Raw genomic sequence first — 25430 nt, 5'->3', positions numbered from 1 at the left:
GATTTGGCAAATGTTGGCCTTGATGCCGGAGGCAAAAAAAATCCCCGATGCTTATCGAGGATTTTTTCTTGGTAGCCATATTCAGCGATTAAATCGCTCCACCAGTGAATACTGCGTATTCGCCGTATGAGTCAGCTCTTCACTCAACTGCGCCGAGCTCATCGCTTGTTCCGAAGTCTGATCCGCCAACAGCGCAATGGTGCTGATATTACGGCTGATCTCTTCGGCCACTGAGCTTTGCTCTTCGGTAGCCGCAGCAATCTGGGTGGTCATGTCGGTGATATTCGCCACCGCTTCACTGATACCCACCAACGCCTGGTCCGCTTCCATCACCCGCGCCACGCCTTCTTCAGCCTGGCGATGCCCGGCGTCCATGGTTTGCACGGCCGCAGCCGCGGTGTGTTGCAGCTTGGCGATCAGGGTATGGATCTGCCCGGTGGACTCCGCAGTCCGCTGGGCCAACTGGCGCACTTCGTCAGCCACCACGGCAAAGCCACGGCCCATCTCACCGGCACGCGCCGCTTCGATGGCGGCGTTGAGGGCCAGCAGGTTGGTCTGGTCGGCGATGCCTTTGATCACATCGACCACGCCGCCGATTTCATCGCTGTCCTTGGCCAATTGGGTGACGGTTACGCCGGTCTCGCCCACGGCCACCGAAAGCCGCTGGATCGCCTCGCGGGTTTCCCCGGCGATATCGCGACCGCGACCGGTCAGGCGGTTGGCTTCCTGGGTAGCATCAGCGGTGCGCTGCACGTGGCTGGCAACTTCCTGGGTGGTCGCTGCCATCTGGTTGACCGCAGTGGCTACCTGTTCGGTCTCCACACGCTGGCGTTCCAGGCCACTGGAGCTGTTGTGCGCCAGGGTGTTGGAGCGTGCCGCCTGGTCGTTGAGGTGTTCGGCGGTGTCCTGCAAGCGTGTAAGACAGGTCTTCAGACGCGCTTCCTGGCTGAGGATCGACATCTCCAGGCGCGCCTGGGCGCCACGGCTGTCGGTGTACATCTGCGCGATCAACGGGTCAGAGGTGGTCTGCTCGGCCAGGCGCAGCAAACGCTTGAGGCCGCGCTGTTGCCAGCTCAGGCCCAGCAGGCCCAGCGGCACCGACAGCGCCGCCGCCAAGGCGAAGCCCCATTGGGACGTAAGGGTGGCGCCGATCATGAAGCTCAATTGGCTGACCAGGATAAATGGCAGCCAGTCCTGCAGCACCGGCAGCCACTTGTCCCGCTGGGGAATGGCCGACTTGCCTTGGTTGATACGTTGATAGAGCGCTTCGGCCCGGCGGATCTGCTCGGCGGTGGGCTTGATGCGCACCGATTCGTAGCCGACCACCTGGTTGCCGTCGAAGACCGGTGTCACGTAGGCGTTAACCCAGTAGTGGTCACCGGTCTTGCAGCGATTCTTGACAATGCCCATCCATGGCAAGCCTTGTTTGAGCGTTGACCACATATGCGCGAACACCGCCGGCGGCACATCCGGGTGACGCACCAGGTTGTGCGGAGCCCGGGTCAGTTCGTCGCGGGTGAACCCACTGATTTCGACAAACGCGTCGTTGCAGTAGGTAATGACACCCTTGGCATCTGTGGTGGAGATCAACCGTTGCTGAGCGGGGAAGGTACGTTCGCGCTGGGTAACGGGTTGGTTATTACGCATGATTGTTCAATCCGCAAGGCTTTCAGGGGTTATCGGCCATGGCGGGCATTTATTTAACTTATTTTTGCAACAATCCGGACGAGCGGGTTAGAGCTCAGCCGGCCAGCATCGGATAGGTGAACAGCCCGAAGTGAAGCAGATTCAAGCCAAAGTGCGTGGCAATCGCCGCCCCCAACCCGCCGAAGCGATACGCCAGGCCGTAGCCGACGCCGGCAATACTCGCCAGCAGCACCCACTGCCAACCTGCGCCCAGGTGTACCAGCCCGAATAACAACGAGGCCAGCAGCAGCGCGAGGTTCTCGCCATAGGGCAGGTGTTTGAAGCGTTGGCTCAGGCCGCCCTGGATATAGCCACGGAACAGCGCCTCTTCAACCAGCGTCACCAGCAGCAGGTTATTCAATACCCACAGCCACGCCTGGTCAGGCCATTTCGGCGCCCAACTGATCATGCCCATCAGGGCAGCGCCACCCAGGGCGGCGATGGCGGTCAGGGTCAGGGCCAGCGCAGTGACGCAGATCGACAGGCGCAATGACCGTCGCGCCACAATCCATGGGCAGGCCAATAGCAGCCAGAAGCCGATCAGTGGTTTGTCCTGGTTCAGGTACATCGAGAAGGGCACGGCGTCAGGGGTAAAACGCTGGGGTGCGATGCCCCGGCCGTTGTAGAAACCCGGCAGCCAGTGCATCGCCAGGCCCAGGGCCAGGACGATGAACAACCCGTGGCCCAGGTAGCGGGCCCAGGGGTTGCGTTGCTGGCGTACGGCGTAACCGGCCACCAGCAGCAGCGCCACGGACACCGCAGCCAGCAGGCCCAGTTGGCCATAGAGCAGGGCCACGACATAGCCAATGGAAAGCAGCGTGAGGTACAGCCAGGGCAGGGCAATCATGTGAAATCCTTCTAAAAAAACTGGGCGGCATTATAGCGAGCGGCCTGGTTCGGCGGCATGAAAACTCCTCCACGCAAAAAGGCTTGTAGGGAAAGGATTGCCAAGTAAGTTTGCGGCTGGTTATAGTCGACGCGTCTTTATCCCTTCAAAAAGATCAGCACATGCCAGCTTCCCAGCGCATAGCGGTAGTCGATTCAGCGGTCAACGCTGTGGTCGTGCCGTGCGGCGCCAAGCAGCCTGCGCAGATCAGTCACTACCCGCCACCTGTCAGTAGCACGCCGGTGTACGCAGTCGTATCACCGCCGGGTGTTGGCATTTCGGGCTGATCAGCTGTTCGCTGTAGCCCTGTGCCTACCTGAAAAAAACCTACTGAAATTCGGTATTTACCGAGTCGGCTTGTTTGCCTGATCACAGGTGGTAACTCATGTCTGTTCTTTCGAAACAATCCGTGGCCGCGGCGGCCTCGACGAGCCTGTTTGTGCTGCTGTGGAGCAGCGGGGCGATTTTCTCCAAGCTGGGCCTGGCTCATGCTTCACCCTTTGCCTTTCTGCTGATCCGGTTTGCCATCGCCCTGGCCGGGCTGGTGGTGCTGGTGCCAATCCTCAAGTTGCAGCTGCCACGTCCCGGCAAGCCCATGCTGTATGCGGTGTCGACGGGGCTGGTGCTGCTGGGGGCCTATCAGATTTTTTATCTGCTGGCCCTGGACCTCAAAGTCCCCCCTGGGGTGATGGCCACCATCATGGGCGTACAGCCGATCCTCACCGTGGTGCTGATGGAACGCCAGCGCTCCTGGCGACGGTTATTCGGCCTGGGATTGGGCCTGGCCGGGTTAATTATGGTGGTGTACCAAGGCATCGGGCTGGCCGGCATGTCTCTGGCCGGGATGCTGTTCGGGCTGCTGGCGCTGGCGAGCATGACGTTGGGCTCGATCATGCAAAAGCGCATCACCGACAATCCGTTGGGCACGTTGCCGCTGCAATACCTGGCCGGGCTGTTGTTGTGCGCGGTGTTCGTGCCGTTCCAGCCCTTCCATTTCGAGCACAATGCGAGCTTTTACCTGCCGGTGCTGTGGATGGGGTTGGTGGTGTCAGTGTTGGCAACGCTGCTGTTGTATCGTCTGATCGCCCGCGGCAACCTGGTGAATGTCACCAGCCTGTTCTATCTGGTGCCGGCGGTGACGGCGGTGATGGATTACCTGATCTTCGGCAACCGGCTGGCCGTGTTGAGCCTGTTGGGGATGGGGTTGATCATCGTCGGCCTGGTGTTTGTGTTCCGTAAAAACTGAAACCCACCCCTGTAGGAGCGAGCTTGCTCGCGAAGAACGTCAACGATAACGAGGGCATCCTGAATCAATGAGGTGCTCTCGGGTTTTTCGCGAGCAAGCTCGCTCCTACAGTGAGGTGGTTATTTGGCCGGGCGCAGCACCAACCACAATGCCCCGGCAATCAACACCCCGCCATACAGGTGAGCCATGGACAGCGGTTCATCGAGCAGTAATGCCCCCCATAGCACGCCGAACGGCGGGATCATAAAGGTCACGGTCATCGACTTGACCGGGCCAATGGACGATAGCAAGCGGAAGTACAGGATGTAGGCGAATGCCGTGCACACCAGCCCCAACCCCAGCAACGACGCCCATACCTGCCAGCCGCCCCAGCTCGCCGGTGGCTGGCTGATGGCGCTGTAGGCAAAAAACGGCAGCAAGAACAATGTAGCGCCCAGCATGCTGCCCAGAGCCGACAGGCGACTGTCCAACCCGCCGCGCTGATCCAGCCAGCGCCGCGCCAGGAAACCGGCAAAGCCATAGCAGGTGGTCGCCAGCAGGCACGCCAGTGCGCCCATCAACAATTGCAGATCAAAGGCCACCGGCCCCGCACGCGTGAGCACGGCTACGCCAAGCAGCCCCAGGGCTACCCCCGCGACTTTCGACGGTGTCAGGCGTTCGCTGAAGAACAGCCCGCCAATCAGCACACCCATCAACGGGATGAAGTCGGTAATGTTAGGATCGGTGTACTAGCGTATTGTGAGGCTGTGTAAATGTCCAGAAAAGTCGCCCATTCATACATCCGTTTCAGTAGTGCCCAGCAGGCTACAGGCGACAGCTTGAAGCGTCAGCAGGACATGCTGACCAAGTGGCTGCTGGCCCATCCTGATTACACGTTGAGTAGTACCAGATTCACTGATTTGGGTATCTCAGGCTTCACAGAGGAAAACCTTCTTCAAAACGGATTCGGCAAGCTGCTGGCAGCTATTAAGCATGGCGACATTGCCAGCGGTGACGTTGTGTTGATCGAGGCTATTGACAGGGCTGGGCGCTTCAACCCAAACCACATGCTTCACACGCTCACGGGTATTACCAGGGCTGGAGTGAGGTTGATTACGCTAGACGATGGCCTGGAGTACAACGACGACCCAAATAATACCAACAACCAATTTTTACTCGTAGCCAAGTGTCAGCAAGCACACCAGTATTCCACCGCTCTTTCATCAAGGGTGAAAGCCGCATATGCGGCCAAACGGGAAAAGGCTGCTAAGGGCGAGGGTGCGACCAGACGTACACCGCTGTGGCTTGATGCTAACGGGAAGCTGGTCGAGGACTTAGCGCCTTTGATCGTTTCGATTTTTCAGGATTACGCTGATGGTATTGGCGAACGAAGAATCCTAGCCCGTGTCCGTGGACAACATCCGCTACTGGATAATCTGAATCCCAGCACCATCAAGAAGTGGCTCAAGAACCCAACGGCTATAGGTCGTTGGCAGCCACAGCCTGTTGATCGTGTAGAGCAGGCTCCAATTGAAGATGTGTATCCCGCTGTGGTCAGTAAGGAACTCTGGCACCGCGTACAGAAGCGTTTGGTATCTGGTACCAAGATCAAGTCAGCATCAGCCGTCTACCTACTTTCTGGGTTGGTAAGGTGTGGTCGATGTGGAAAGAACTTCGGTGTGGTTAACGTCAAGCGTTCTCCAGCTGTGATGTTATGCATGGGGCGTCACAGGTTGGGTGAGGCTGGGTGCAGTAACAGCCGATCAATCCCTATGCACGTCCTTGACTACATCCGTAGCCAAACGATGTATGGGGCAATGCAACGAGCTGCTGCTAGTCAGAATTTGTCTTCTGGCGAGAAACGAATGATCGAGATTGACGGTGAGCTAACCGAACTCCGTCGCCGTGAATTGAATGCTGCTGAAGCGGTCGTGCAGTACGGAATGTCGAAGGTCTTTACGGATGTACTCGACAAGGTACTGGCCCAGATTGGTGAGCTTGAACAAGAGAAAGTACTGCTGAAGGTGGCACCTGCCCCTTCGACGTTGGAGGACATGGTAGATCTGCAACACGCTCTACTTGACGACGATAAGCAAAGGTTGAATGCATTGCTCCAGGGCGTGGGGTACGCCATCGTCTGTGATGGCCCTACGATCACCGTCAACGAGCCTCACATAGAAACTGGGGGCAGTGTTCAAGTGTATGAGTACAAGGGCTCACATCGACCCACAGAGACGTACAGGCTGCTTGAGAATGGGCAGTTGCTTGCGTTGGACATGCCCAATTCAAAACAGGCTGCTGCTGCATTGGCAGAGTTTGAAGCTACGCCGACTACTCAGCACTTGCAGTGGGATGGTGGGGATGGGTTTGTTGAGTTGGGCGGGAAGTAACGCCGATAGGATGGGTGCCCAAGCCCAACGCAATTAGTGTCGCAATATCAAAAGCAAGGGCTTGGGGGTTCAGAGCTCTTAAAATCAAGAGCTGTTGTTTTTAAAATCAAAAGCTCTTGATCTTGGGGCTTCGCTGGGGTTCGTCGCCAGGATTGTTTCCATGAGTCTGATGATCATGTCTCAACGAGAAATCTACTTTCTTGTGAATTAGGTTTACATCCAATCAATCGTGTGAAATAATTTATAATAGGGTAATATTTTTCTTGACATTTGAGATTATTGTGTTATTATAGGTAGTAGATAGAGAGCAGTAAGCTTTCTTCTCCAGGTCAGCACTCCAAAGTGCATTAGCTCCCGACTGGGGAGCGACCAAATCCAGTCAAGAATCAAACTTTATAGTTTGGTGTGTAGAGTCAAGTTAGCTGATTACTTGGGTTAAAAAATATTAGCAGTTGGCATACTCATTGAAGGCTCCCACAGAAGCTACTGCCGTTCTGTGACAATCTCATGCGAGGCAAGTTGTGTCATTCCAACTTGCATCGTCGCCAGTGTGGCGCTCACTACACTGGCACCTATTCGTACTAAAAATTTCAAGCCTGCAAAAGCCTGAACTTAGCCCATTCCTTTCGTCAGGAACAAAGAAGCCATCCATGTGATGGTATTTTTTGGCCTTGACGTCAGAATTCGTACATTTTCAAAACAACTCAAACTAATCCATTAGAAAGGAGATTTTCCCGTGGCCCAAATTGCTATACGCCTTTGCAAGTGCTGCGACGTTCCCATGGAAACACGCAACGCTAAGAAAGAATTCTGTTCACAGGCGTGTCAGAAGAAATACAAACGCCGAAAGGCAAAACAAACCCAACAGTAACAACAACCTGACGAAAGGAATATACATGACCCATTACTACAACAAACAAATGACTAACGCCGTCATCCTCGGCCCAATCACAAGAAATGTGCTCGCTGCGGAGATTTGGGTTAGAAGCTCAGAATTTCATCTTTACGAAATATCTACCGTGGGCAGGGTCCGTAGAGCCCACACCAGAGAACTAGTCAAACCATATCAAGCTTGTAAGGGCTACTTGTCCGTCCAGGTCCAAGCCATTTTCGGTAAATTCCAACCCGTGAAGATAGCTCGACTTATGACTGACGCATTCTTCAAGCGTAGAGACGGTTATCAGCTCGATCATCGTAACGGTAATCGCGCTTTGAACGCCTTGTTCAACTTGCGTTACGTTCCAGCGAGCGTAAACCAACGGAATCGAAAAGACACCGTAATGGTTGAGTGGAACAACACTCGCCAGCCACTTCTAGATGCAATTGAAGCTGTATTTGGAGCCAGTAATCCACAACGCTATCAGTACATTGCTAGTCGTATTCGTGAGGGTGAAAGCTTCACAGATGCTTCCATTCAAAGGGCACAGTTTGAGCAAAGGAGTAGAAAATAATGACTCAACATTTTTTAATGATTGATCGCAAGCTAATGCTGGTCACAGTTTGTCCATACGGCGGTGGGCTGCCACGCAATACTAAGCGCCACTGTTACCACCTACTTGACTCGCGTGAAGGTGGTTATGTAGCAACAGCCCTCCGCAAGCAGAATCGTACTAACGTTTTGAGTGTTCACTCCCTAGCTAATAAACCATGGTTCATCAAAATCGTTAACAAGCTTACAGGTGGTAAATAATGCTCAATTTCTCAGTTCCAGAAACGCAAACGATTAATTACGCCGCTGTCACCGAGCTTGATGGTGTGCAGACCGTATTTCATGTAGTGCAACTGACTGCTCAAGAAGCCCATCCAGATAGCCTGGAATGGGGTGAAAAAGAATTGTCTACCAATAATGATTGCAAAGTTAGGTTGGTCAAGCTTACCCCAAGACAGGCATTGCGATGGTGGAATAAAGCTGATCATTTCAAATCAATAGCGCTTGCAGTTGTACTGATGACACCAACATTAAGGAGAGTGAAATGACGCTTCTAGAAAGGCTTCAACATAAAAGGGAGCTTCGTAGAATATGGAAGCCACGCAAGCCAAAGAAAATCATTCTAACAACCACACAGAAAGCAGAGAACAGAGCAGCCGCTGAAGGTATTGTCATCGCTATTCAACGTCAGATTGAAAAAGAACTGGCGGCTGAAGCTGAAGTACAGCAACTGTACATGGATGCATCCAAAGCCATTTTCTCAGGTGAATGTCTTGTGAATGTATCTAAAGGGACTATTTATATGAAACCAAGTTTAGAAGAGGTACAGAATAATGTATTCAAGTTTACACCCAGAAAATCCAGTCAGGCTGGTGACCCAAAGCATTTACGCTGACCTGGAACACGCCGTAGGCGAGCTGTTCCTATACACCGATGAGGCAACGTTCGATAACCTCCGCCAACAGTTCAAACGTCACCACTTGCCAAAATTCATTGCTGAAATTCAGCATATCAAATCCCTTGCTATTTCTCGTGCGATTCAACGTCGCAAAACTGACAACTATTCGGAGTAATACAAAAATGACAAGCAAACACAACAATAGCCTGACCATCGATTACAAATTCAACCAAGCAGAACTAGACTCCCGTGTATTTCAAGCCGAAGTGGATTATGAGGCTCATATTCAAGGAAGTCGCCGTTATGACCACGAAGCTGCTAAAGAAGTTGTTGTAACTGATTCAGCCAAAATACGCATTTTTGAAAACAGCCTAGCTGACGCTCTTCAAGTTTTTGCAGATAGACGCGATGAAGGTTACACGCTAATCACCAGCGCTCATGACTTCCCAACTGTTATTACAGGCTACGGTACGCAACCAACAATTGCTATGACTATGCGTAAACCACAACACATTATTGATGCTCGGTTAGCTGAAATCAAATCAGAGATTGAAGTGGTCTATCGTGCGGAGCTAGCTGCCAAGTACGAAGCTTTCATTGAAGCCCTGGCTGAACGTGAAGTAGCTCGTGAAGAACAGAAAGAGATTGACCGCCTAGCAGCGATAACTGCTAAAGCTGAAGTTAAACGCGGACAACGTATTCAAGCTCTGAAAAAAGAGCTGGTAGAAGAATTCCCAGCATAATAAGGATGTTCCATCATGCTAGAAAAAGAAATTGCCAAGTTGTACGGGACGCTTCAGTTTAAAGCGGATTATCGTCCGCTGCTTGTCTTTAAGCAGTCACTCGTAAAAACTGACAGCGAATTAAAACGACTCATGAAGTCGCTCGATCAGGTCCAGGCCAAGATTAAACGCCTTGGTTCTAGCTCTAACGTCGCCCAAGCTAGTAAGATTTTCCAAGCACAGCAAACAGCTGCGATTAAGAATGGTAAGCTGCTCGCAACACTTGAAACTCAGAGGCTTGCAGCAATCAAGAAAGAAGCAGCAGCAAGAAAGGTTGTAGATAGTGCTGATACATCTGCTGCAAAGAATCAACTCTCTATTCGTCGTGAAGCTGCCCGACTTGCAGAGGCTCAACGCCTAACTGCTCGTCGTGATCATATCCATGGTATTAGAACTACGCAGGCCCAAGCTAGATTGCTTGCGATACAAGCTACTGAAGAACACCGCCGTAATAGTCGCCAGAGTCAATTACAGCGTACACAGCAACGTTTACATACGAATGTATCAAATGGGCATCAACGTATCACCAGCGGCCTTACAAGCCTTGCAGCTAGTAGCGGGTTTGGTGGAGGGATCGGCGGTGGGCTTACCAGTTTCGCCAGTAACCTAAGCACAGGCTCTATGGCTGTCAGTGGATTCTCTGCTTTGGTTATTGCTGCTGGGGCTGCTTTGAAAGGATTCGCGGACGCTGCAACAGAGCGTACAGAGTCTCGTGTTAATACACGTTTTCAGTTTCGGGCCTTAGACGAAAAAGATCCTGAAGTCGGGAAGGTGCAGGAGTCACGATTCTATAAGCTGATGGATTACTTAGGCATGAGTGCCAAGGATGCCGCAGCGGATTACGTCAAGTCGCAACTGGCGCTAGCTGGAAGTGGTATGACTACTAATGAATCCGCTGACGTACTTGAAGGTACGTTGAGTATGGCGAAGGCCACGGGCAGCAGTACAGCGACCAATAGCCTTGTTTTGAAAGCTATTACACAGATGGCAAGTAAAGGCCAAATCATGGCGGAAGAGCTGAAAAACCAACTCGGTGACAGCCTGCCTGGAGCGATGAAGTATGCTGCTGAAGCATATTCAAATGTCAGCAAGAACGGCAAAACAGGCCAAGACGCTATCGCTGCTCTTATGAAAGATATGGAGCTTGGCAAGATCAAAGGTGCCATGGTTAAGCCCGTTTTGCTGGAGCTTGGGCGTATTCTGAAAGCTAACGCAAACCTTGGTGGTCGTTTAGACAACGCACGCCAGAGTCACAGCAGCAGCCTTAACCGCCGTGAAAATATCTACGATCAAAACTACGAAAGTGCCAATTTTGCTGGAACGTCACTCTTTGGTAAGTCCGGTGCGTTGGCAACCGCTCGTAAAGATCTTGATCGCCAAATGGAATTCCTTGCCGAAGATATGCAAGGAATTATGGATAAAGCAGGTGAGTCAGCTGGGCACCTTCTGGAATACTTGGCTCTTGGCGCTGATGCCCTTGACCGCTTGATTCAGCTAGGTAATGGCAACAAGGGCGCATTTGATGATTTATTCAGCAAACCAGAAGAGATTGAGAACTTCCATGAAGTTGTAGGTCAAGTAAGTGGGTTGTTCGATAATATTGGTGCGGCGATTGGTAAGATCAACGAAGCAACCGGCACTGTTGGCTTCTCACCAGAGTTTAAGTCTACACTTCAAGAAATCGAAGCAATCTCTAATGTCATTGCCGAAACATGGAAATTCATCACAGATAAGCTGACTCGTGCAACTAAAATGCGTGATCAGAAAATCATGGATGCTAAAGCTGAAGGTCGTGAGGCCACAATTTACGAATTGAACAAAGCTACCGTGCAAGGTATTAGTGGTTTTGGTGCTGATCCAAAAGACATGTCCAACGATGCATATCAAGCCATGCTTGAGCGACGCCCAAAGACATTTGCTGAAAACATCGGTAATGCCCTAAATAATCCAACACTGTTGTCTAACGTCGTAGGATTGGCCGTTACACAAAGTATGCAGTTGCAAGGTGTTCAAGATAGTCTGTTTGTTGGGCAGCAGAAGCTCACACAAGAGCGTCTGGACGATAAAGGTAACCCGGTTGGTGTTATGGCGTCAGATAAGGTATCAAACGTCTATAACGTCACTGTAGAGTCTGCCAATATTAAAGTTGAAGCTGGCACTGATCCTGTAGTATTTGCTCGCGAATATGCTGCTGCTCAAACTGACTCTTGGACTAACGCGATTGCCAGGTTGTCTGCGAATCAAAAAGAACTGGAGTAATACTAAGCAATGATGACCAAGCAACAATACTTTTTGTTGCTTGTACTCGTAGTTTCTCTTTTCGTTGGTTCTACTGGATTTATCTATGCTGTCCACTCTCGCCAATCCGCTTTTGTCACAACACAGTTTGAAGACGTTCTAGCCAAACTCGAAAGACAAGACGATCGAATTCTCTCCTATACCAATAATCTTATGTCCAAGCAGTTGACGGTTGAAGAGCTATCAACTCAAGGCACGAAAGCTCAACTTGTCCAGCAACGTATGTTTTATGAGGATGTACGCAAAGAGCTTCACATAATCGTAAGAGAAGTTATTTCCCAAGACTACGATGCAAGCGGCAAGAAACCTTTGCCTAAACAACAATCTCCATGAGGTCAAATATGAAAACTTTCATATGTATCAACTGTAAGCATGTGTTTGTAGCGAAACGGTATTCACCGTTTTGCAGCGGACAGTGCCGTAAAGAACAAACCCAAACCACTAATTGCCAACCAGCCGGGGCCAAACATGAAAGCAGTAACTCAGAAAACCGGTAATCGTATCACCTGTAAACACTGTGGCAAGCAAAAGCGCGTTAAGTCGTCCAAGGCCGTTTACTGTGGTGATGCTTGCAAGAACGCTGCAAGGTACGCCCGTGCAAACGGCTTAGAGGCGAAGCGCGAAGTTAAAGGCAAGAATTCTGCCTTCATGTTTTGGATGGCAAAAGAATGTCGTCGTGCTGGTACTCTTCAGATTCTTGAAGGTCACACTGTTGAATCCCTGGGCCAGCTATATGGCGTCTACAAATTCAATAGTCGTGCTAATACACGCGGCGGGCACACTGAGAAGTTTCACTTGTGCCACCTATCGCCTGTCGCTGGTGAAAAAACAATCGGTAAATTGACTGCTGCTAATCTCGTGGTAGCTCAAGCATCAGCTAATCAGAGGTGGGGTAATAAAGACATGAACGTAGGCGAGTGTATTTCCAAGGACGCACTTGAATACAAGTACGCCGTTGAAAGTGACGCTCCATTGGCTGCTCTGTCTGCACGAATCATTACCTATATTGGTAGAGCCGTGTTTGCTGAGTTCGTGAAAGTTTCAAAGGTCAAGTCTGCGGAGTTCGTAGAGCTGCAACATTGGTTTGAAGAAAATGAAATCTTTGTCAAAGACATACACAAGCAATCTACAAAAAAGCTGAAAGAGCTTAAAGCTGCCTACCTCAAAAATAATGTAACTAGCATCACCAAGAAGCCATACAGAGCGCCCCTGGGTGGTATGACAGCTATAGAGGTCTACGCTCATGAGCTAGCAAGGTTTAATGCTGATCCAGCCGCTGTGAAGCTTGTAGAGCGTTTGGCTGGTCTGGTAGGCGAGGGTGAAGCTTTTGTTGATATCTACTTAGAAGTGCCAGCTGCAACAGAGCGTGCGATTGAACGTATCTGCTTTGATTGGTTGCATGGGGCTGTGGATAATTTGCACTTGGCGATTTACAGGTTGATCCATGTCCACATTCGAAAAGCTGCATAAAGAAAACACTCACTAAGCAATAATTACCATGGTGACAAATGGCTGAAAGCTTGATTCCATAAGGGCTCCAGCCCATTTCACTGTCTTAACATTGCTAGTTCTACTACCAGCGTTAGCTGGCAATCAACTAATGAATGCGTCAGATGATTCATTCAACACCTCAACACAAGGAAACAACACAATGATTCAAGTACAACCCTATCCAACCCTAAACACTGTCTTGCTAGGTCAAGAACTACGCCACGTTTTCGTAGGTGCTGGTAAGACTTACGATGAAGCATTACACCAAGCATTCGCTAATGACATGAAGGGTGCGGACTACGATAGCTTCCACCGTAAGCAATTTATCAAGTTCTATGAAGCTGATGTAGCTCACGAAGGTGAAAAGGCTTTCCGTAACCGTAGCTGCGATGAAGCCAACTACAAACTGTTCAAGCGTCAAGAAGCTGCTTGATGCTCCACACCACGCCCTGGCCTCATACGCTGGGGCTTTTCTTTGCCTGTAGGAAAGCGTCATAGGCTTGTGGCACAATGCCTTCATGAACACATAGCATGGAGCCGAATCGAATGGATGAAGAATATTTCCCTACAAACCAAGAATTTTTTATAGGTTTGCCTCTTTACAGTTGCTATAAGGTAAATGAGAAAAATTTTCCAAAGCTTAGAGAATTCATGAGGTATGATGGGCCTCTAGATACTTACTGCGTGCAATGTGGTCGTGAAAGTGTGTTTAATGTTCAATTTTCGCCAGTAGCTAATACTAATTTGCATAGAAATAATTGGTCTGATTCGCTTTATATACACTTCATGGCTTACTGTTCGAGGGATAGGGATCATACTGCTAATTACTCCTTTAAACTTGATGGGGATGAGGGTGTTACCAAGATCGGTCAGTATCCATCTATGGCGGATGCTGATGGAGTCAAACTAAAGAAGTATAGATCTGTTTTAGATAAAGAGCTTCACTCAGGGTTCTCTAAGGCGGTGGGCTTGGTTTCGCATGGAGTTGGTGCGGGTGCCTTAGTTTATTTGCGGAGAATTTTTGAGTCGTTAATAGAGGGTGCCCATGCAGAGGCTAAGAAAGATAGTGATTGGGTGAAGTTGCATGAGGCTGAGTACGCTGCTGGTCGCGTCGCTGATAGGGTGAAGTCTCTAAAGAACTATCTCCCGTCCTATCTGGTAGATCATCATACGATGTACGGTGTCTTGTCTTCTGGTGTTCACAATATGTCAGAGCAAGAATGCTTAGAGTTGTTCCCTACGTTGAAAATTGGTATTGAGTTAATTCTAGATCAGAAAATCCAGAAGAAAGAAGAGGCTGAAAAAGTAGCCGCACTTCAAAAAATGCTCAGTGGAAAAGCAAGCGGAAGTCGTTAGTCCGATTGATTCGGGTTAGCAGAGGCTACATAGGATCAAGAATTGATGACCTGATGCTGCAAACCACGCCCTGGCCTAACAAGCCGGGGCTTTTCTTTACCTACGGTTTTCTTTCACACCATGGCATGGCATTCTGCCCTCAAGTCAGGGAATGTCCAGAGGTGTTACGTGAGCGATGACAACAAGGTCAAAGAAACCATAGATGCTGTGAAGGGTTTGGTAGAGGCTGTGCCTATCTATCAGGATCTAGCTCAACCGGCGGTGAAGCAGGTAGGCAAGGCGCTTGAGACGGTAGCCAAGACTATTAACATTGCACTGGCACCTGTCGGGGCTCTGGTTTGGGGATATGAGCAATGTCAGGGGTTCATCGCCAATAAGGTAGCTGAAAAGCTGAAGGGCGTTCCACCTGAGGATATTGTGACTCCTAAGCCAAACGTAGCCGGTCCCGCTATTGAAGCATTGCGGTACACGGGCCACGAAGAATCGTTAAGTAACATGTATGCCAACCTGTTAGCGGCATCAATGACCAAACAGACCGTGCGTGAAGCCCATCCCGCATTTGTTGAAATCATTAAGCAATTAACACCTGATGAAGCAAAGCTTATACCGCTGTTGTTACGGGAACGAGCCCTGCCACTTCTGACAATTCGTTCAAATATTATCCCTGTCGATGGTAGAACCGGTTCGAAGGATATGTTCTCGAATTATTCGTTGTTCGGTCGGGAAGTTAACGTTGAACATCTTGATATGATGCCTTCGTACCTGAATAATATCTGTAGATTAGGTTTGGCTGGGATTCCCGATACAACTTGGTACACGACCCCCGGAATTTATGATGAGTTAGAGAATTCTCCATTTGTCTTGGGGTGGAAAAGTTTTATAGAGCGAGATAATGAATTTACATGTTCATTTGCTAGGCGGATGTTAAAGCCAACTCCGTTGGGCGAACTGTTCGCTAGGATATGCACTGACGTAACCGAGTAAATTATCAGGACGATTAATTCCTGTTCTTTCGGGAGAAGTGTATGTGCTAATGGGCTGAAGTATCCATTCCATAAGGGCTTAGTCTTCGGATTGCTAGACCTTCTGCATTTCCGCTACGTAAAGCTAATTATCAATTATTTTTAGCAATTCTGAATTATAAAAAAATCAAAATTCAGCATATAATGTCAATGAATTAATTTCTATTGTAGTTGTGAAGTTGATCGGTTTCTTCTATTTAAATTGATTTGCCCAAACGCATCAAATTGGAGCTCATGATCTTTACGTATTGCTTCCGACCGTTTGCATGTTGTAAAATTGCCTTACATTGAGTGAGGTGCCGACATGAACGTAATTGCTTACTACCGAGTATCGACCAAGGGTCAAGGTGATTCAGGATTGGGCTTGGATTCTCAGAAGCTCTACGTCCAGCAAGCAGCTACACAGATGGGCTGGAATATCGTAGGAGAGTTCACCGACATTGCATCAGGCACAATCCCACCTCAAGAGCGTAATGCCTGTAAGGCCGCTCTCAAAGCTTGCAAGGATAGTAATGCTGTACTGGTAGTCGCCAAGCTCGACCGTTTGAGTCGTGATGTAGAACACATTGCAGGCTTACTGAAGCTGGTTGATTTCAAGGTGGCAGTGATGCCCCAGGCTGACAAGTTTCAACTCCACATCTATGCAGCATTGGCAGAGCAAGAAAGAGAGTTCATCAGTCAACGGACCAAGGACGGATTAGCCAGTCTGAAGGCGAGGGCGGTAGCTGGTGATGTGGTAGCTGCTGAGAAGTGCGAGCGTATGAAGAACGGCAACAAGGCTGTTGTAGCTGCTGGATTAGTGGTCAAGGCTCATGAAGGCAATCGTGCCAAGGCTGACAAGGTGAGCCAGTCATACGCCGATGCTATCAAGTCTGCCATGTTCGATGGTGTATCTACCTTGTCTGCATTGGCTGAACGCTTCAACGCGCTCAAGCTGCCTTCTAGCCGTGGTGTTGTAGGTAATTGGCAAGCCGTTCAGGTAGATCGCCTGTGCAAGCGTCTTGGTATTGCCTTTCCTTGATGGCGTGATGGCCGTCTTCTGTGCTGATCGCCACGGCCACAGATATTTGAAAAAAGCATAGCTTCAGCATTGGCCTCTCCGTGGTCTGTTAAGCAGATCAGAGAGAAATCCAATCGCCAATCCTATGTAGATATTTTTCTATCTGGCAAAAGAAAGCCCCGCACATGCAGGGCTATTTTTTTGGCGGAAAATTGGTGTGGTGTTCGGAATGCCCTAATGGAGATTCTTTCTGCAAGCCGCTTACATCACTTAGACATGTCTTCTATAAGTGCGACGTACAAAACGCCCAGGCCAATCACCAGTAGTCCCATAAAGAGGTAGTGGAGCAAAGAAGCCACGTTCTGTTTGAACGTCTGCCGTCTCTTGGCTTGGATGGTTGTTTGGATGAGGTGGCGTAGGCGGGATAGGGCCAAGGTGATGGCTTTCATGGGGTATTCACTCCGTTGTAAATAGGCGTTCCTCGCGGGTATTGAGTCCCGTGAGAAATTAGGAAATTGCCTATCCCAACAGTGCCGACTATAGCGGCGTGGTTGCATTGAAGATCGCCGAATAACCCGCCGGCAATACCTGGGCCGCCACCGAGTACATGGTCGCAGGGATCCCTGAGTTGATTACGCCCAGCAGCAGTACCGTCTTGAACTTGCCCTGGAAATCCCAGCTCACGCGCATCATCGCCAGGATCACCAACAACCCCGCGGCGGCAATCGACACGCGGAAAAACGCAGTCGGCACGGTGCCGATTTCCGGCGCGATGATGCGCATGAACAGGAAACTCGCGCCCCAGATGGCCGCCAGTCCCAGCAAGTAGAGGGTATCAACAGGTCTCACGGAAAACTCCTAAGCCAATCAGGCGGGGGAGTGTTGCCCAGCGTCCTGGTCGACACAATCTCTAAGTACCGCGGCCCGTGAAAAATCTTCCTTCTCCTGCCACCGTTCACTGGCTAAGCTCTGGGCTTCCAGCTACCCGCTCGAGGTTTCCCGCATGTCGCAGCCCGCCCTCGCTATCGCCCGGATGATCCTCGACGGTTTTGATGATTACCGTGAGCACTTTCGCCTGATCACAGATGGCGCCCGCGAACGATTCGAGAAGGCGCAGTGGCAGCAGGGGCAGGCCGCCTCGGCGGCGCGTATCAACCTCTATGAAGAGAAAGTCGCCGAGGTCACCGCGCGCCTGCGAGCCAGCTGCGAAGCGGTCGCGCTGCTGGACATCGACCTGTGGCCACAGGTGAAAAGCGCCTATATCGACCTGATCGACCTGCGCTTTGACGATGAACTGTCCGAGACCTGGTACAACTCGATCTTCTGCGGCCTGTTCAGTCATGACCTGATCAGTGACCGCTGCATGTTCATCCACACCACTCGACCAAGCCAGCGCCGTGCAAGGGCGGCGCAAACCCGGATCTACACGCCAACCGGTAATATTGCGCAGATGCTCGCGCAGGTGTTTGCTGACTACAGTTTCAGCGAGCCCTACGCCGACCTGCCGGCAGACCTGCAACGCCTCGAAGCCCAACTGCGGGAAAACCTGCCGGATTGGGTATGCAAAGACCCGGACCTCAACGTCGAGTTGTTTTCCTCGGTGCTCTACCGCAACAAAGGTGCCTACCTGGTAGGGCGCATCTACACACGTGACGAACAATGGCCCCTGGTCATTCCGCTGCTGCACCGCGAAGGCCGTGGCATCCAGATCGATGCGCTGATTACCGACGAAGCCGACGTGTCGATCATTTTCTCGTTCACCCGTTCCTATTTCATGGTCGATGTACCGGTGCCCGCCGAATTCATCGGCTTTCTCAAGCGCATCCTGCCGGGCAAGCACATTGCCGAGCTATACACTTCGATCGGCTTCTACAAACACGGCAAATCCGAGTTCTACCGTGCGCTGATCAACCACCTGGCCACCACCGATGACCAGTTCATCATGGCCCCCGGCGTGCGCGGCATGGTCATGAGCGTGTTTACGCTGCCGGGCTTCAACACCGTATTCAAGATCATCAAGGACCGCTTTTCGCCGTCGAAAAACGTCAACCGCGCCACGGTTATCGAGAAGTATCGCCTGGTTAAGAGTGTCGACCGGGTCGGGCGCATGGCCGATACCCAGGAGTTCGCCGACTTTCGCTTCCCCCTGGGCAAGTTCGAGCCAGAGTGCCTGGCCGAGCTGCTGGAAGTCGCTGCCGGCACGGTCCAGGTCGAAGGCGACACGGTCCTTATCCGCCACTGCTGGACCGAACGGCGCATGACCCCGCTCAACCTCTACCTCGACAACGCCAACCCCGCCCAGGTACGCGAAGCCCTGGAAGACTACGGCCTGGCGATCAAGCAACTGGCAGCGGCGAATATCTTTCCCGGCGACATGCTACTGAAAAACTTCGGCGTCACCCGTCACGGCCGCGTGGTGTTCTACGACTATGACGAGATCTGTTTCCTTACCGAAGCCAACTTCCGGCATATCCCCGCACCGCGCACCCCCGAGGATGAAATGGCCTCCGAGCCCTGGTACTCCATCGGCCCGCTGGATGTGTTCCCCGAGGAATTCCCGCCGTTCCTGTTTGCCGACGCCGGCCAGCGCAAGCTGTTCGACGAGCTGCATGGCGAGCTGTACAACGCCGACTACTGGAAGGGCCTGCAAGATGCGATTCGCGCCGGAAAGGTCATCGATGTGTTCCCCTATCGCAGAAAGGACCCGCTATAACGCATCCCGGTGTGGGAGGGAGCAAGCCCCCTCCCACATGTTTGACCTGCCAGATGAGTCGCTTTTCTGCCACACTTGCCGGCCGCGCATAACATAGATGACCGTCGAAGTAGCTGATGACTGACCAAGCACCCACCATCGACCAACTGCTCAAAACCCTCGATCACGCCATGCTCGCCGACCGCCACCGCTTGCGCCGGCAGTTGCTCGAGCTGCGTAAGAAGCCCGATGAGGACAAGCTGGCGCAGTGGGTGGCGCGCATGCAAGCGTCCTGTGCCCAGGTCACGGCACGGCGCGCCAGCCTGCCGGTGATTCGCTATGACGACAGCCTGCCGATTGCCGCCAAGCGCGATGAGATCAAGGACGCGCTGCTCAAGCACCAGGTATTGATCATTGCTGGCGAGACCGGCTCGGGCAAGACCACCCAGTTGCCGAAGATCTGCCTGGAAATCGGCCGCGGCCAATACGGCCTGATCGGCCACACCCAACCGCGCCGGATTGCAGCGCGCAGTGTCGCCAGCCGTGTGGCAGAAGAGTTGGCCACGCCATTGGGCGCGTTGGTCGGCTATCAGGTGCGCTTCGAGGACCAGAGCGATTCCAACACCCTGATCAAGCTGATGACCGACGGCATCCTCTTGGCCGAAACCCAGAATGATCGTTACCTGGAACGCTACGACACGATCATCGTCGACGAAGCCCACGAACGCAGCCTGAACATCGACTTCCTGCTCGGCTACCTCAAGACCCTGCTGCCGCGTCGCCCCGACCTGAAAGTCATCATCACCTCGGCGACCATCGACCTGGAGCGCTTTTCCAAGCACTTCGACGACGCGCCGATTGTCGAGGTGTCGGGCCGCACCTTCCCGGTGGACACCTGGTATCGCCCGCTGACCCTGGAACAGGACGAAGAGGGCAACCGCGTCGAGGACGACTTGACTGTCGATCAGGCGATCCTCGCCACCCTCGATGAAATCGCCGCTTACGAGCGCAGCGAACGCCGCAGCCCCGGCGATGTGCTGGTGTTTTTGCCGGGCGAGCGTGAGATCCGCGACGCCGCCGACATGCTGCGCAAGGCCCAGCTCAAGCACACTGAGATCCTGCCGCTGTATGCGCGCCTGTCGCCGGCCGAGCAGCAGCGCATTTTCCAATCCCACCCGGGTCGGCGCGTGGTGCTGGCGACCAACGTCGCGGAAACCTCGCTGACCGTACCGGGCATTCGTTATGTGATCGACAGCGGCACCGCGCGCATCAGCCGCTACAGCTACCGCGCCAAGGTGCAGCGCCTGCCGATCGAGGCGATTTCCCAGGCCAGCGCTAACCAGCGTAAAGGCCGTTGCGGCCGGGTCGAGCCGGGCATTTGCATTCGCTTGTACAGCGAAGAGGATTTTATCGGCCGCCCGGAATTTACCGACCCGGAAATCCTGCGCACCAACCTGGCCGCCGTGATCCTGCAGATGCTGCACCTGCGCCTGGGCGAGATCACCGATTTCCCGTTTATCGAACCGCCGGATGGCAAGGCGATCAGCGACGGTTTCAACCTGCTGCAGGAACTCTCGGCGGTGGACCGTAACAGCCAGCTCACCCCCTTGGGGCGCCAGCTTGCACGCCTGCCGGTGGACCCGCGCATGGGCCGCATGTTGCTCGAAGCGGCCAAGCTGGGCAGCTTGCAGGAAGTACTGATCGTCGCGAGCGCCATGTCGATCCAGGACCCGCGCGAGCGCCCACCGGAGCGTCAACAGGCCGCCGACCAGGCCCACGCTCAGTGGAAGGATCCGGATTCGGACTTCGCCGGGCTGGTCAATCTGTGGCGTGGCTTTGAAGAGCAGCGCCAGGAACTGACCGCCAGCCCGCTGCGCAACTGGTGTCGCAAGAACTTCCTCAACTACTTGCGCCTGCGCGAGTGGCGCGACTCCCATCGCCAGTTGAGCCTGATCTGCCGCGACATGCAGCTGAGCGTCAATAAAGAGCCGGCGGATTTCCCCAAGCTGCACAAGGCAGTGTTGTCCGGCCTGCTCAGCCAGATCGGCCAGAAAACCGAAGACGGCGATTACCTCGGTGCGCGGCAGCGGCGTTTCTGGATCCACCCCTCGTCCGGCATCGGCAAGAAGCGCCCGCAATGGCTGATGACTGCCGAGCTGGTGGAAACCACCAAGCTCTATGCGCGCATGGTGGCGAAGATTGACGCCGACTGGATCGAGCCGCTGGCCGGGCACCTGATCAAGAAAAATCACTTCGAGCCCCATTGGGAGAAGAAGCGCGGCCAGGTGGTGGCGTTTGAGCAGATCACTCTGTTCGGGTTGATCATAGTCGGACGTCGGCCGGTGCATTACGGGCCGATTGACCCGGTGGTGTCCCGCGAGTTGTTTATCCGGGAAGGCCTGGTACGCGGTGAGATTCAGTCCCGCGCCAAGTGCCTGACAGCTAACCAGCGCCTGCTGGAGCAACTCGACGAACTGGAAGCCAAGGCCCGTCGTCGCGATATCCTCGCCGACGAAGAAACCCTCTACGCCTTCTACGACGCACGCTTGCCGGCGGAGATTCACCAGACGGCCACTTTTGACAGCTGGTACAAGGTCAACAGCCAGAAAGACCCGCAATTGCTGATCATGCGCGAAGAAGACGTGCTGGCCCGTGAGGCCAGTGAAGTCACCGCCGCGCATTATCCGGACACCTTGCACCTGGGCGACCTGGCCCTGGCCTTGAGTTACCACTTCGAACCCAATCACCCCCGCGACGGCGTCACCCTGCGCGTGCCGGCGCCATTGCTGCCGGCCTTGCCCGCCGAGCGCCTGGAGTGGCTGGTGCCAGGCGTGATCGAAGCCAAGTGCATCGCCCTGGTGCGTAACTTGCCCAAAGCGCTGCGCAAGAACTTCGTGCCGGTGCCGGACTTCGTCAAGGCGGCGCTGCAACGCATCGAATTCGGCCAGGGCTCGCTGCCCCAGGCGCTGGGGCGCGAGTTGCTGCGCATGACCGGTGCGCGGGTCAGCGATGAAGCCTGGGCCGAAGCGGCGCAGCAGGTAGAAAGCCACCTGAAGATGAACCTGGAAGTGGTCGACGGCCAAGGCAAGTTCCTTGGCGAAGGCCGCGACCTGGCCGAACTGACCGCACGTTTTGCAGAAGCCAGCCAGGCCGCATTGGCCGTGCCGCAGACCGCGAAAAGCCAGCAGCCGGTGGAAGCCAAGGTGTTCGCGGCGGTTGCCGAAAAGACCCAGCAAAACATCGCCGGCCTGTCGATGACGGTGTACCCGGCGCTGGTGGAAGAAAATGGTACGGTCAAGGAAGGCCGGTTCTCTACCGCCGCCGAGGCTGAGTTCCAGCATCGCCGCGCGTTGCAGCGTCTGCTGATGCAGCAATTGGCCGAGCCGGCGAAATTCCTGCGCGGCAAATTGCCGGGCCTGACCGAGTTGGGTTTGATGTACCGCGAGCTGGGGCGTATCGACGCGCTGGTGGAAGACATCCTGCTGGCCAGCCTCGACACCTGCGTACTGGAGGGCGAAGCCAGCCTGCCTCGTGATGGCGCCGGCCTGGCGGCTTTGGCGGAACGCAAGCGCGGCAGCTGGACCGAACACGCCGAACGCCTGGCGCGCCTGACCCTGGACGTGCTGAAGCTGTGGCACGGCCTGCAAAAGCGCTTCAAAGGCAAGATCGACCTGGCCCAGGCGGTAGCCTTGAACGATATCAAGCAGCAACTGGGCAACCTGGTGTACCCGGGTTTTGTACGGGAAACCCCGGCGCAATGGTTCAAGGAACTGCCGCGTTTCCTCAAGGCCATCGAGCTGCGCCTGGAGAAACTGCCGAGCCAGGTGCAGAAGGACCGGGTGTGGAGTACCGAATTGGGCGGCCTGTGGGCGCAATACCAGAACCGCCTGAACAAACACACCCAGGAAGGCAAGCGCGACCCGCAGTTGGAGCTGTACCGCTGGTGGCTGGAAGAATACCGTGTGTCGTTGTTTGCCCAGCAGTTGGGCACCAAGGTGCCGATTTCCGATAAACGCTTGAGCAAGCAGTGGAGCCAGGTAGAGCCCTGAACCTTCCCGGTTTCCTGAACTGGGCAGGTCCCACATTCAAGGTGTTTGTGTGGCCTATGGCGCCAAATCCCCGGCATTGTGGCAAACTTCGCGGTCACAAGATTGAATAACGAATTGCCAGTTTGATGCCCGCCTGATGGACTCAAACGACTTACAGTTTGGTACGACGGTACCAATATCTTCTGCCTGACAGATTTAGAGGAACGACCGTGCATAACGTCGTCATCAGCGGCACCGGCCTGTATACCCCGGCCAACAGCATCTCCAACGAAGAGCTGGTGCAGTCTTTCAATGCCTACGTACAACAGTTCAATGCTGACAACGCTGCCGCCATCGAGCGTGGCGATGTGCAAGCGCTGACGGAGTCGAGCGCGGCATTCATCGAGAAAGCGTCCGGTATCAAGAGCCGTTTTGTGATGGACAAGGACGGCATCCTCGACCCTCAGCGCATGGCCCCACGCTTGCCCGAGCGCAGCAACGACGAATGGTCGGTGCTCTGCCAGATGGCCGTCGGCGCTGCCGAACAGGCCCTGCAACGCGCCGGCAAGACTGCCGCGGATATCGACGGCGTGATCGTCGCCTGCTCCAACCTGCAGCGCGCCTACCCGGCGATTGCTATCGAAGTCCAGGAAGCCTTAGGTATCCAGGGCTTCGGTTTCGACATGAACGTGGCGTGCTCCTCGGCCACCTTCGGCATCCAGAATGCAACCAACAGCATCCAGTTGGGCCAGGCCCGGGCGATCCTGATGGTCAACCCGGAAGTCTGCACCGGCCACCTGAACTTCCGTGACCGCGACAGTCACTTCATATTTGGTGATGCCGCCACCGCGGTGATCCTGGAGCGCGCTGACCTGGCGACGTCCGAGCACCAGTTCGAGGTGGTGAGCACCAAGCTGCTGACCAAGTTCTCCAACAACATCCGCAACAATTTCGGCTTCCTCAACCGCACCGCGGAAGAGGGCATCGGCGCCCCTGACAAGCTGTTCGTGCAGGAAGGCCGCAAGGTCTTCCGCGATGTCTGCCCGATGGTGGCCGAGTTGATTGGTGCACACCTGGCGGAAAACCAGCTGGACGTCACCGATGTGAAGCGCTTCTGGCTGCACCAGGCCAACCTGAGCATGAACCACCTGATCGTGAAAAAGCTGCTGGGGCGCGACGCGTCGGTGGAAGAAGCGCCGGTGATCCTCGATACGTATGCCAATACCAGCTCCGCCGGTTCGGTGATTGCGTTTCACACCTATCAGGACGACTTGCCCAAGGGCACCGTGGCGGTGCTTAGCTCGTTCGGCGCCGGGTATTCGATTGGCAGCGTGATCCTGCGCAAGCGCTGATCTGTAAGAACTGGCCGTATTTTCAGCAAGATCGAGGTTTGAATGGCTGCAGCGGACGACGCGCACCTGCTTGAACGCTTGCTCAAGGGAGAGCAGCGGGCCTACAAGGAATTGGTCAGCACTTACCAGAGCGCAATGCGCGCGGTGGCCTATGCCATTGTCGGCCAGCGCCACGCCGACGAGGTGGTGCAAGACGCCTGGCTCTCGGTGGTGCGCAACCTGGCCAGGTTCGAAGGACGCTCCAGTCTCAAGACCTGGCTGCTGACCATCACCGCCAACTCCGCCAAAGGGCGTTATAAACAGAATCGCCGGGAAGTGCTGCTCGACGATTTGCCTTCGCCCCATGGCACCATTGGTGATGAGCGATTCAGCCCGGATGACGGCCACTGGGCAGTCGCGCCGTATGCCTGGCACCAGGACACCCCGGAAGCGCTGCTGACCGAGGATGAATTGCGCGAATGCCTGGAGCACACGATTCTGAGCTTGTCCCAATTGCAGGGCAGTGTGCTGGTGCTACGTGAACGCCAGGGATTGGAGTTGGAAGAAATCTGTAATCTTCTGAGCCTTTCACTTTCCAATGTACGTGTGCTGTTGCATCGAGCGCGGCTTAAAGTCTTCGCCACGGTGGAGCATTTTGAGGAAACGGGAGAATGTTGACCTGTAAGGAACAAGTCGCTCGCTCCAGTGATTATCTCGATGGGCAATTGACCTTTCGCGAGCGTCTGCTCGTGCGTCATCACTTGATGTTCTGCCCGAACTGCCGACGCTTTATCCGTCAGATGCGCCTGATGCAGGCGACGCTGAAGATCCTGCCGCAGGAGCCGGTAAAGGATGTCGATGCGCTGGCTGAACGATTGGCAGCCGAACGGCTGAAAGATTTGTAGGAGCGAGCAAG

General features: G+C 53.7%; 22 protein-coding genes and 2 pseudogenes. 19 read left to right on the top strand and 5 right to left on the bottom strand.

Going from position 1 to position 25430, the window contains the following annotated elements; genetic code table 11:
• Positions 1-81: 81 nt before the first annotated feature.
• On the bottom strand, positions 82-1647 hold the full coding sequence (locus tag QZR30_RS16225) for a methyl-accepting chemotaxis protein (RefSeq protein ID WP_046071709.1): 1566 nt from the start codon (positions 1645-1647) through the stop codon (positions 82-84).
• A gap of 94 nt (positions 1648-1741) precedes the next feature.
• On the bottom strand, positions 1742-2533 hold the full coding sequence (locus tag QZR30_RS16220; RefSeq protein ID WP_046071710.1) for a CPBP family intramembrane glutamic endopeptidase: 792 nt from the start codon (positions 2531-2533) through the stop codon (positions 1742-1744).
• 161 nt (positions 2534-2694) lie between these two features.
• Here QZR30_RS16220 and QZR30_RS16215 point away from each other — a divergent pair, with 161 nt between their 5' ends.
• Positions 2695-2859, top strand: coding sequence for a hypothetical protein (locus QZR30_RS16215; RefSeq protein WP_173664494.1), 165 nt, complete (start codon positions 2695-2697; stop codon positions 2857-2859).
• A gap of 98 nt (positions 2860-2957) precedes the next feature.
• Entirely contained in the window at positions 2958-3818 is an 861-nt protein-coding gene (locus QZR30_RS16210; RefSeq protein WP_059397793.1) for a DMT family transporter, read from the top strand.
• 119 nt (positions 3819-3937) lie between these two features.
• Here QZR30_RS16210 and QZR30_RS16205 read toward each other — a convergent pair.
• A pseudogene (locus QZR30_RS16205) lies at positions 3938-4516 on the bottom strand (DMT family transporter); the annotation flags it as partial.
• 54 nt (positions 4517-4570) lie between these two features.
• On the opposite strand from QZR30_RS16205, the gene QZR30_RS16200 reads away from it, so the two are divergent.
• From QZR30_RS16200 to QZR30_RS16145, 12 genes are all read left to right on the top strand, one after another.
• A complete protein-coding gene (locus tag QZR30_RS16200; RefSeq protein ID WP_311903680.1) occupies positions 4571-6187 on the top strand; it encodes a recombinase family protein in 1617 nt (538 codons plus the stop codon).
• A gap of 896 nt (positions 6188-7083) precedes the next feature.
• Positions 7084-7638: an NUMOD4 domain-containing protein gene (locus tag QZR30_RS16195; protein ID WP_311903679.1), complete on the top strand. Its 555-nt coding sequence runs from the start codon at positions 7084-7086 to the stop codon at positions 7636-7638.
• 238 nt (positions 7639-7876) lie between these two features.
• Positions 7877-8164, top strand: a complete 288-nt coding sequence (locus QZR30_RS16190; RefSeq protein WP_311903678.1) for a hypothetical protein — start codon at positions 7877-7879, stop codon at positions 8162-8164.
• Positions 8161-8511: a hypothetical protein gene (locus QZR30_RS16185; RefSeq protein WP_311903677.1), complete on the top strand. Its 351-nt coding sequence runs from the start codon at positions 8161-8163 to the stop codon at positions 8509-8511. Before QZR30_RS16190 ends, QZR30_RS16185 begins: the two co-directional genes overlap by 4 nt.
• Positions 8512-8696: 185 nt before the next feature.
• Complete coding sequence (locus QZR30_RS16180) at positions 8697-9257, top strand: hypothetical protein (protein ID WP_311903676.1); 561 nt, start codon at positions 8697-8699, stop codon at positions 9255-9257.
• A gap of 15 nt (positions 9258-9272) precedes the next feature.
• The gene (locus QZR30_RS16175; RefSeq protein WP_311903675.1) at positions 9273-11555 is read left to right on the top strand and encodes a tape measure protein; all 2283 of its coding nucleotides are present in this window, start codon (positions 9273-9275) and stop codon (positions 11553-11555) included.
• 9 nt (positions 11556-11564) lie between these two features.
• Complete coding sequence (locus QZR30_RS16170) at positions 11565-11927, top strand: hypothetical protein (RefSeq protein WP_311903674.1); 363 nt, start codon at positions 11565-11567, stop codon at positions 11925-11927.
• A 135-nt stretch (positions 11928-12062) separates the two neighbouring features.
• Positions 12063-13064 carry a hypothetical protein gene (locus tag QZR30_RS16165; protein ID WP_311903673.1) on the top strand — a complete coding sequence of 334 codons (1002 nt, stop codon included), beginning with the start codon at positions 12063-12065 and terminating at the stop codon, positions 13062-13064.
• A gap of 181 nt (positions 13065-13245) precedes the next feature.
• A complete protein-coding gene (locus QZR30_RS16160) occupies positions 13246-13518 on the top strand; it encodes a hypothetical protein (protein ID WP_311903672.1) in 273 nt (90 codons plus the stop codon).
• 113 nt (positions 13519-13631) lie between these two features.
• On the top strand, positions 13632-14441 hold the full coding sequence (locus QZR30_RS16155; RefSeq protein ID WP_311903671.1) for a hypothetical protein: 810 nt from the start codon (positions 13632-13634) through the stop codon (positions 14439-14441).
• 168 nt (positions 14442-14609) lie between these two features.
• Positions 14610-15425: a DUF4393 domain-containing protein gene (locus tag QZR30_RS16150; RefSeq protein WP_311903670.1), complete on the top strand. Its 816-nt coding sequence runs from the start codon at positions 14610-14612 to the stop codon at positions 15423-15425.
• Positions 15426-15767: 342 nt separating this feature from the next.
• Complete coding sequence (locus QZR30_RS16145; protein ID WP_311903669.1) at positions 15768-16484, top strand: recombinase family protein; 717 nt, start codon at positions 15768-15770, stop codon at positions 16482-16484.
• Between the two features lie 245 nt (positions 16485-16729).
• Here QZR30_RS16145 and QZR30_RS16140 read toward each other — a convergent pair whose 3' ends face one another.
• Positions 16730-16912 carry a hypothetical protein gene (locus QZR30_RS16140; protein ID WP_311903668.1) on the bottom strand — a complete coding sequence of 61 codons (183 nt, stop codon included), beginning with the start codon at positions 16910-16912 and terminating at the stop codon, positions 16730-16732.
• Between the two features lie 91 nt (positions 16913-17003).
• Positions 17004-17312 (bottom strand): annotated as a pseudogene (locus QZR30_RS16135) (EamA family transporter); the annotation flags it as partial.
• 154 nt (positions 17313-17466) lie between these two features.
• On the opposite strand from QZR30_RS16135, the gene aceK reads away from it, so the two are divergent.
• The 5 genes from aceK to QZR30_RS16110 all read left to right on the top strand — a co-directional run bounded on the left by aceK (position 17467) and on the right by QZR30_RS16110 (position 25419).
• Positions 17467-19176, top strand: coding sequence for a bifunctional isocitrate dehydrogenase kinase/phosphatase (aceK, locus tag QZR30_RS16130; RefSeq protein WP_056845623.1), 1710 nt, complete (start codon positions 17467-17469; stop codon positions 19174-19176).
• A 116-nt stretch (positions 19177-19292) separates the two neighbouring features.
• Positions 19293-23204 carry an ATP-dependent RNA helicase HrpA gene (hrpA, locus tag QZR30_RS16125; protein ID WP_046071714.1) on the top strand — a complete coding sequence of 1304 codons (3912 nt, stop codon included), beginning with the start codon at positions 19293-19295 and terminating at the stop codon, positions 23202-23204.
• 209 nt (positions 23205-23413) lie between these two features.
• A complete protein-coding gene (locus tag QZR30_RS16120) occupies positions 23414-24535 on the top strand; it encodes a beta-ketoacyl-ACP synthase III (protein WP_068967567.1) in 1122 nt (373 codons plus the stop codon).
• 42 nt (positions 24536-24577) lie between these two features.
• Positions 24578-25192: an RNA polymerase sigma factor gene (locus QZR30_RS16115; RefSeq protein ID WP_046071716.1), complete on the top strand. Its 615-nt coding sequence runs from the start codon at positions 24578-24580 to the stop codon at positions 25190-25192.
• Positions 25186-25419: an anti-sigma factor family protein gene (locus QZR30_RS16110; RefSeq protein WP_046071717.1), complete on the top strand. Its 234-nt coding sequence runs from the start codon at positions 25186-25188 to the stop codon at positions 25417-25419. The genes QZR30_RS16115 and QZR30_RS16110 overlap by 7 nt, the downstream gene beginning before the upstream one ends.
• The last annotated feature ends 11 nt before the right edge of the window (positions 25420-25430 follow it).

This window comes from Pseudomonas sp. rhizo25 (genome assembly GCF_031931935.1).
In the GTDB taxonomy this organism is placed as follows: domain Bacteria; phylum Pseudomonadota; class Gammaproteobacteria; order Pseudomonadales; family Pseudomonadaceae; genus Aquipseudomonas; species Aquipseudomonas synxantha.
This window is presented reverse-complemented; position numbering and strand designations above follow the sequence as displayed.

Excerpts from the sequence above, each read along its gene's own strand:
- QZR30_RS16225 (WP_046071709.1), bottom strand. The coding sequence starts at position 1,647 with ATGCGTAATAACCAACCCGTTACCCAGCGCGAACGTACCTTCCCCGCT.
- QZR30_RS16220 (WP_046071710.1), bottom strand. The coding sequence starts at position 2,533 with ATGATTGCCCTGCCCTGGCTGTACCTCACGCTGCTTTCCATTGGCTAT.
- QZR30_RS16215 (WP_173664494.1), top strand. The coding sequence starts at position 2,695 with ATGCCAGCTTCCCAGCGCATAGCGGTAGTCGATTCAGCGGTCAACGCT.
- QZR30_RS16210 (WP_059397793.1), top strand. The coding sequence starts at position 2,958 with ATGTCTGTTCTTTCGAAACAATCCGTGGCCGCGGCGGCCTCGACGAGC.
- QZR30_RS16200 (WP_311903680.1), top strand. The coding sequence starts at position 4,571 with ATGTCCAGAAAAGTCGCCCATTCATACATCCGTTTCAGTAGTGCCCAG.
- QZR30_RS16195 (WP_311903679.1), top strand. The coding sequence starts at position 7,084 with ATGACCCATTACTACAACAAACAAATGACTAACGCCGTCATCCTCGGC.
- QZR30_RS16190 (WP_311903678.1), top strand. The coding sequence starts at position 7,877 with ATGCTCAATTTCTCAGTTCCAGAAACGCAAACGATTAATTACGCCGCT.
- QZR30_RS16185 (WP_311903677.1), top strand. The coding sequence starts at position 8,161 with ATGACGCTTCTAGAAAGGCTTCAACATAAAAGGGAGCTTCGTAGAATA.
- QZR30_RS16180 (WP_311903676.1), top strand. The coding sequence starts at position 8,697 with ATGACAAGCAAACACAACAATAGCCTGACCATCGATTACAAATTCAAC.
- QZR30_RS16175 (WP_311903675.1), top strand. The coding sequence starts at position 9,273 with ATGCTAGAAAAAGAAATTGCCAAGTTGTACGGGACGCTTCAGTTTAAA.
- QZR30_RS16170 (WP_311903674.1), top strand. The coding sequence starts at position 11,565 with ATGATGACCAAGCAACAATACTTTTTGTTGCTTGTACTCGTAGTTTCT.
- QZR30_RS16165 (WP_311903673.1), top strand. The coding sequence starts at position 12,063 with ATGAAAGCAGTAACTCAGAAAACCGGTAATCGTATCACCTGTAAACAC.
- QZR30_RS16160 (WP_311903672.1), top strand. The coding sequence starts at position 13,246 with ATGATTCAAGTACAACCCTATCCAACCCTAAACACTGTCTTGCTAGGT.
- QZR30_RS16155 (WP_311903671.1), top strand. The coding sequence starts at position 13,632 with ATGGATGAAGAATATTTCCCTACAAACCAAGAATTTTTTATAGGTTTG.
- QZR30_RS16145 (WP_311903669.1), top strand. The coding sequence starts at position 15,768 with ATGAACGTAATTGCTTACTACCGAGTATCGACCAAGGGTCAAGGTGAT.
- QZR30_RS16140 (WP_311903668.1), bottom strand. The coding sequence starts at position 16,912 with ATGAAAGCCATCACCTTGGCCCTATCCCGCCTACGCCACCTCATCCAA.
- aceK (WP_056845623.1), top strand. The coding sequence starts at position 17,467 with ATGTCGCAGCCCGCCCTCGCTATCGCCCGGATGATCCTCGACGGTTTT.
- hrpA (WP_046071714.1), top strand. The coding sequence starts at position 19,293 with ATGACTGACCAAGCACCCACCATCGACCAACTGCTCAAAACCCTCGAT.
- QZR30_RS16115 (WP_046071716.1), top strand. The coding sequence starts at position 24,578 with ATGGCTGCAGCGGACGACGCGCACCTGCTTGAACGCTTGCTCAAGGGA.
- QZR30_RS16110 (WP_046071717.1), top strand. The coding sequence starts at position 25,186 with ATGTTGACCTGTAAGGAACAAGTCGCTCGCTCCAGTGATTATCTCGAT.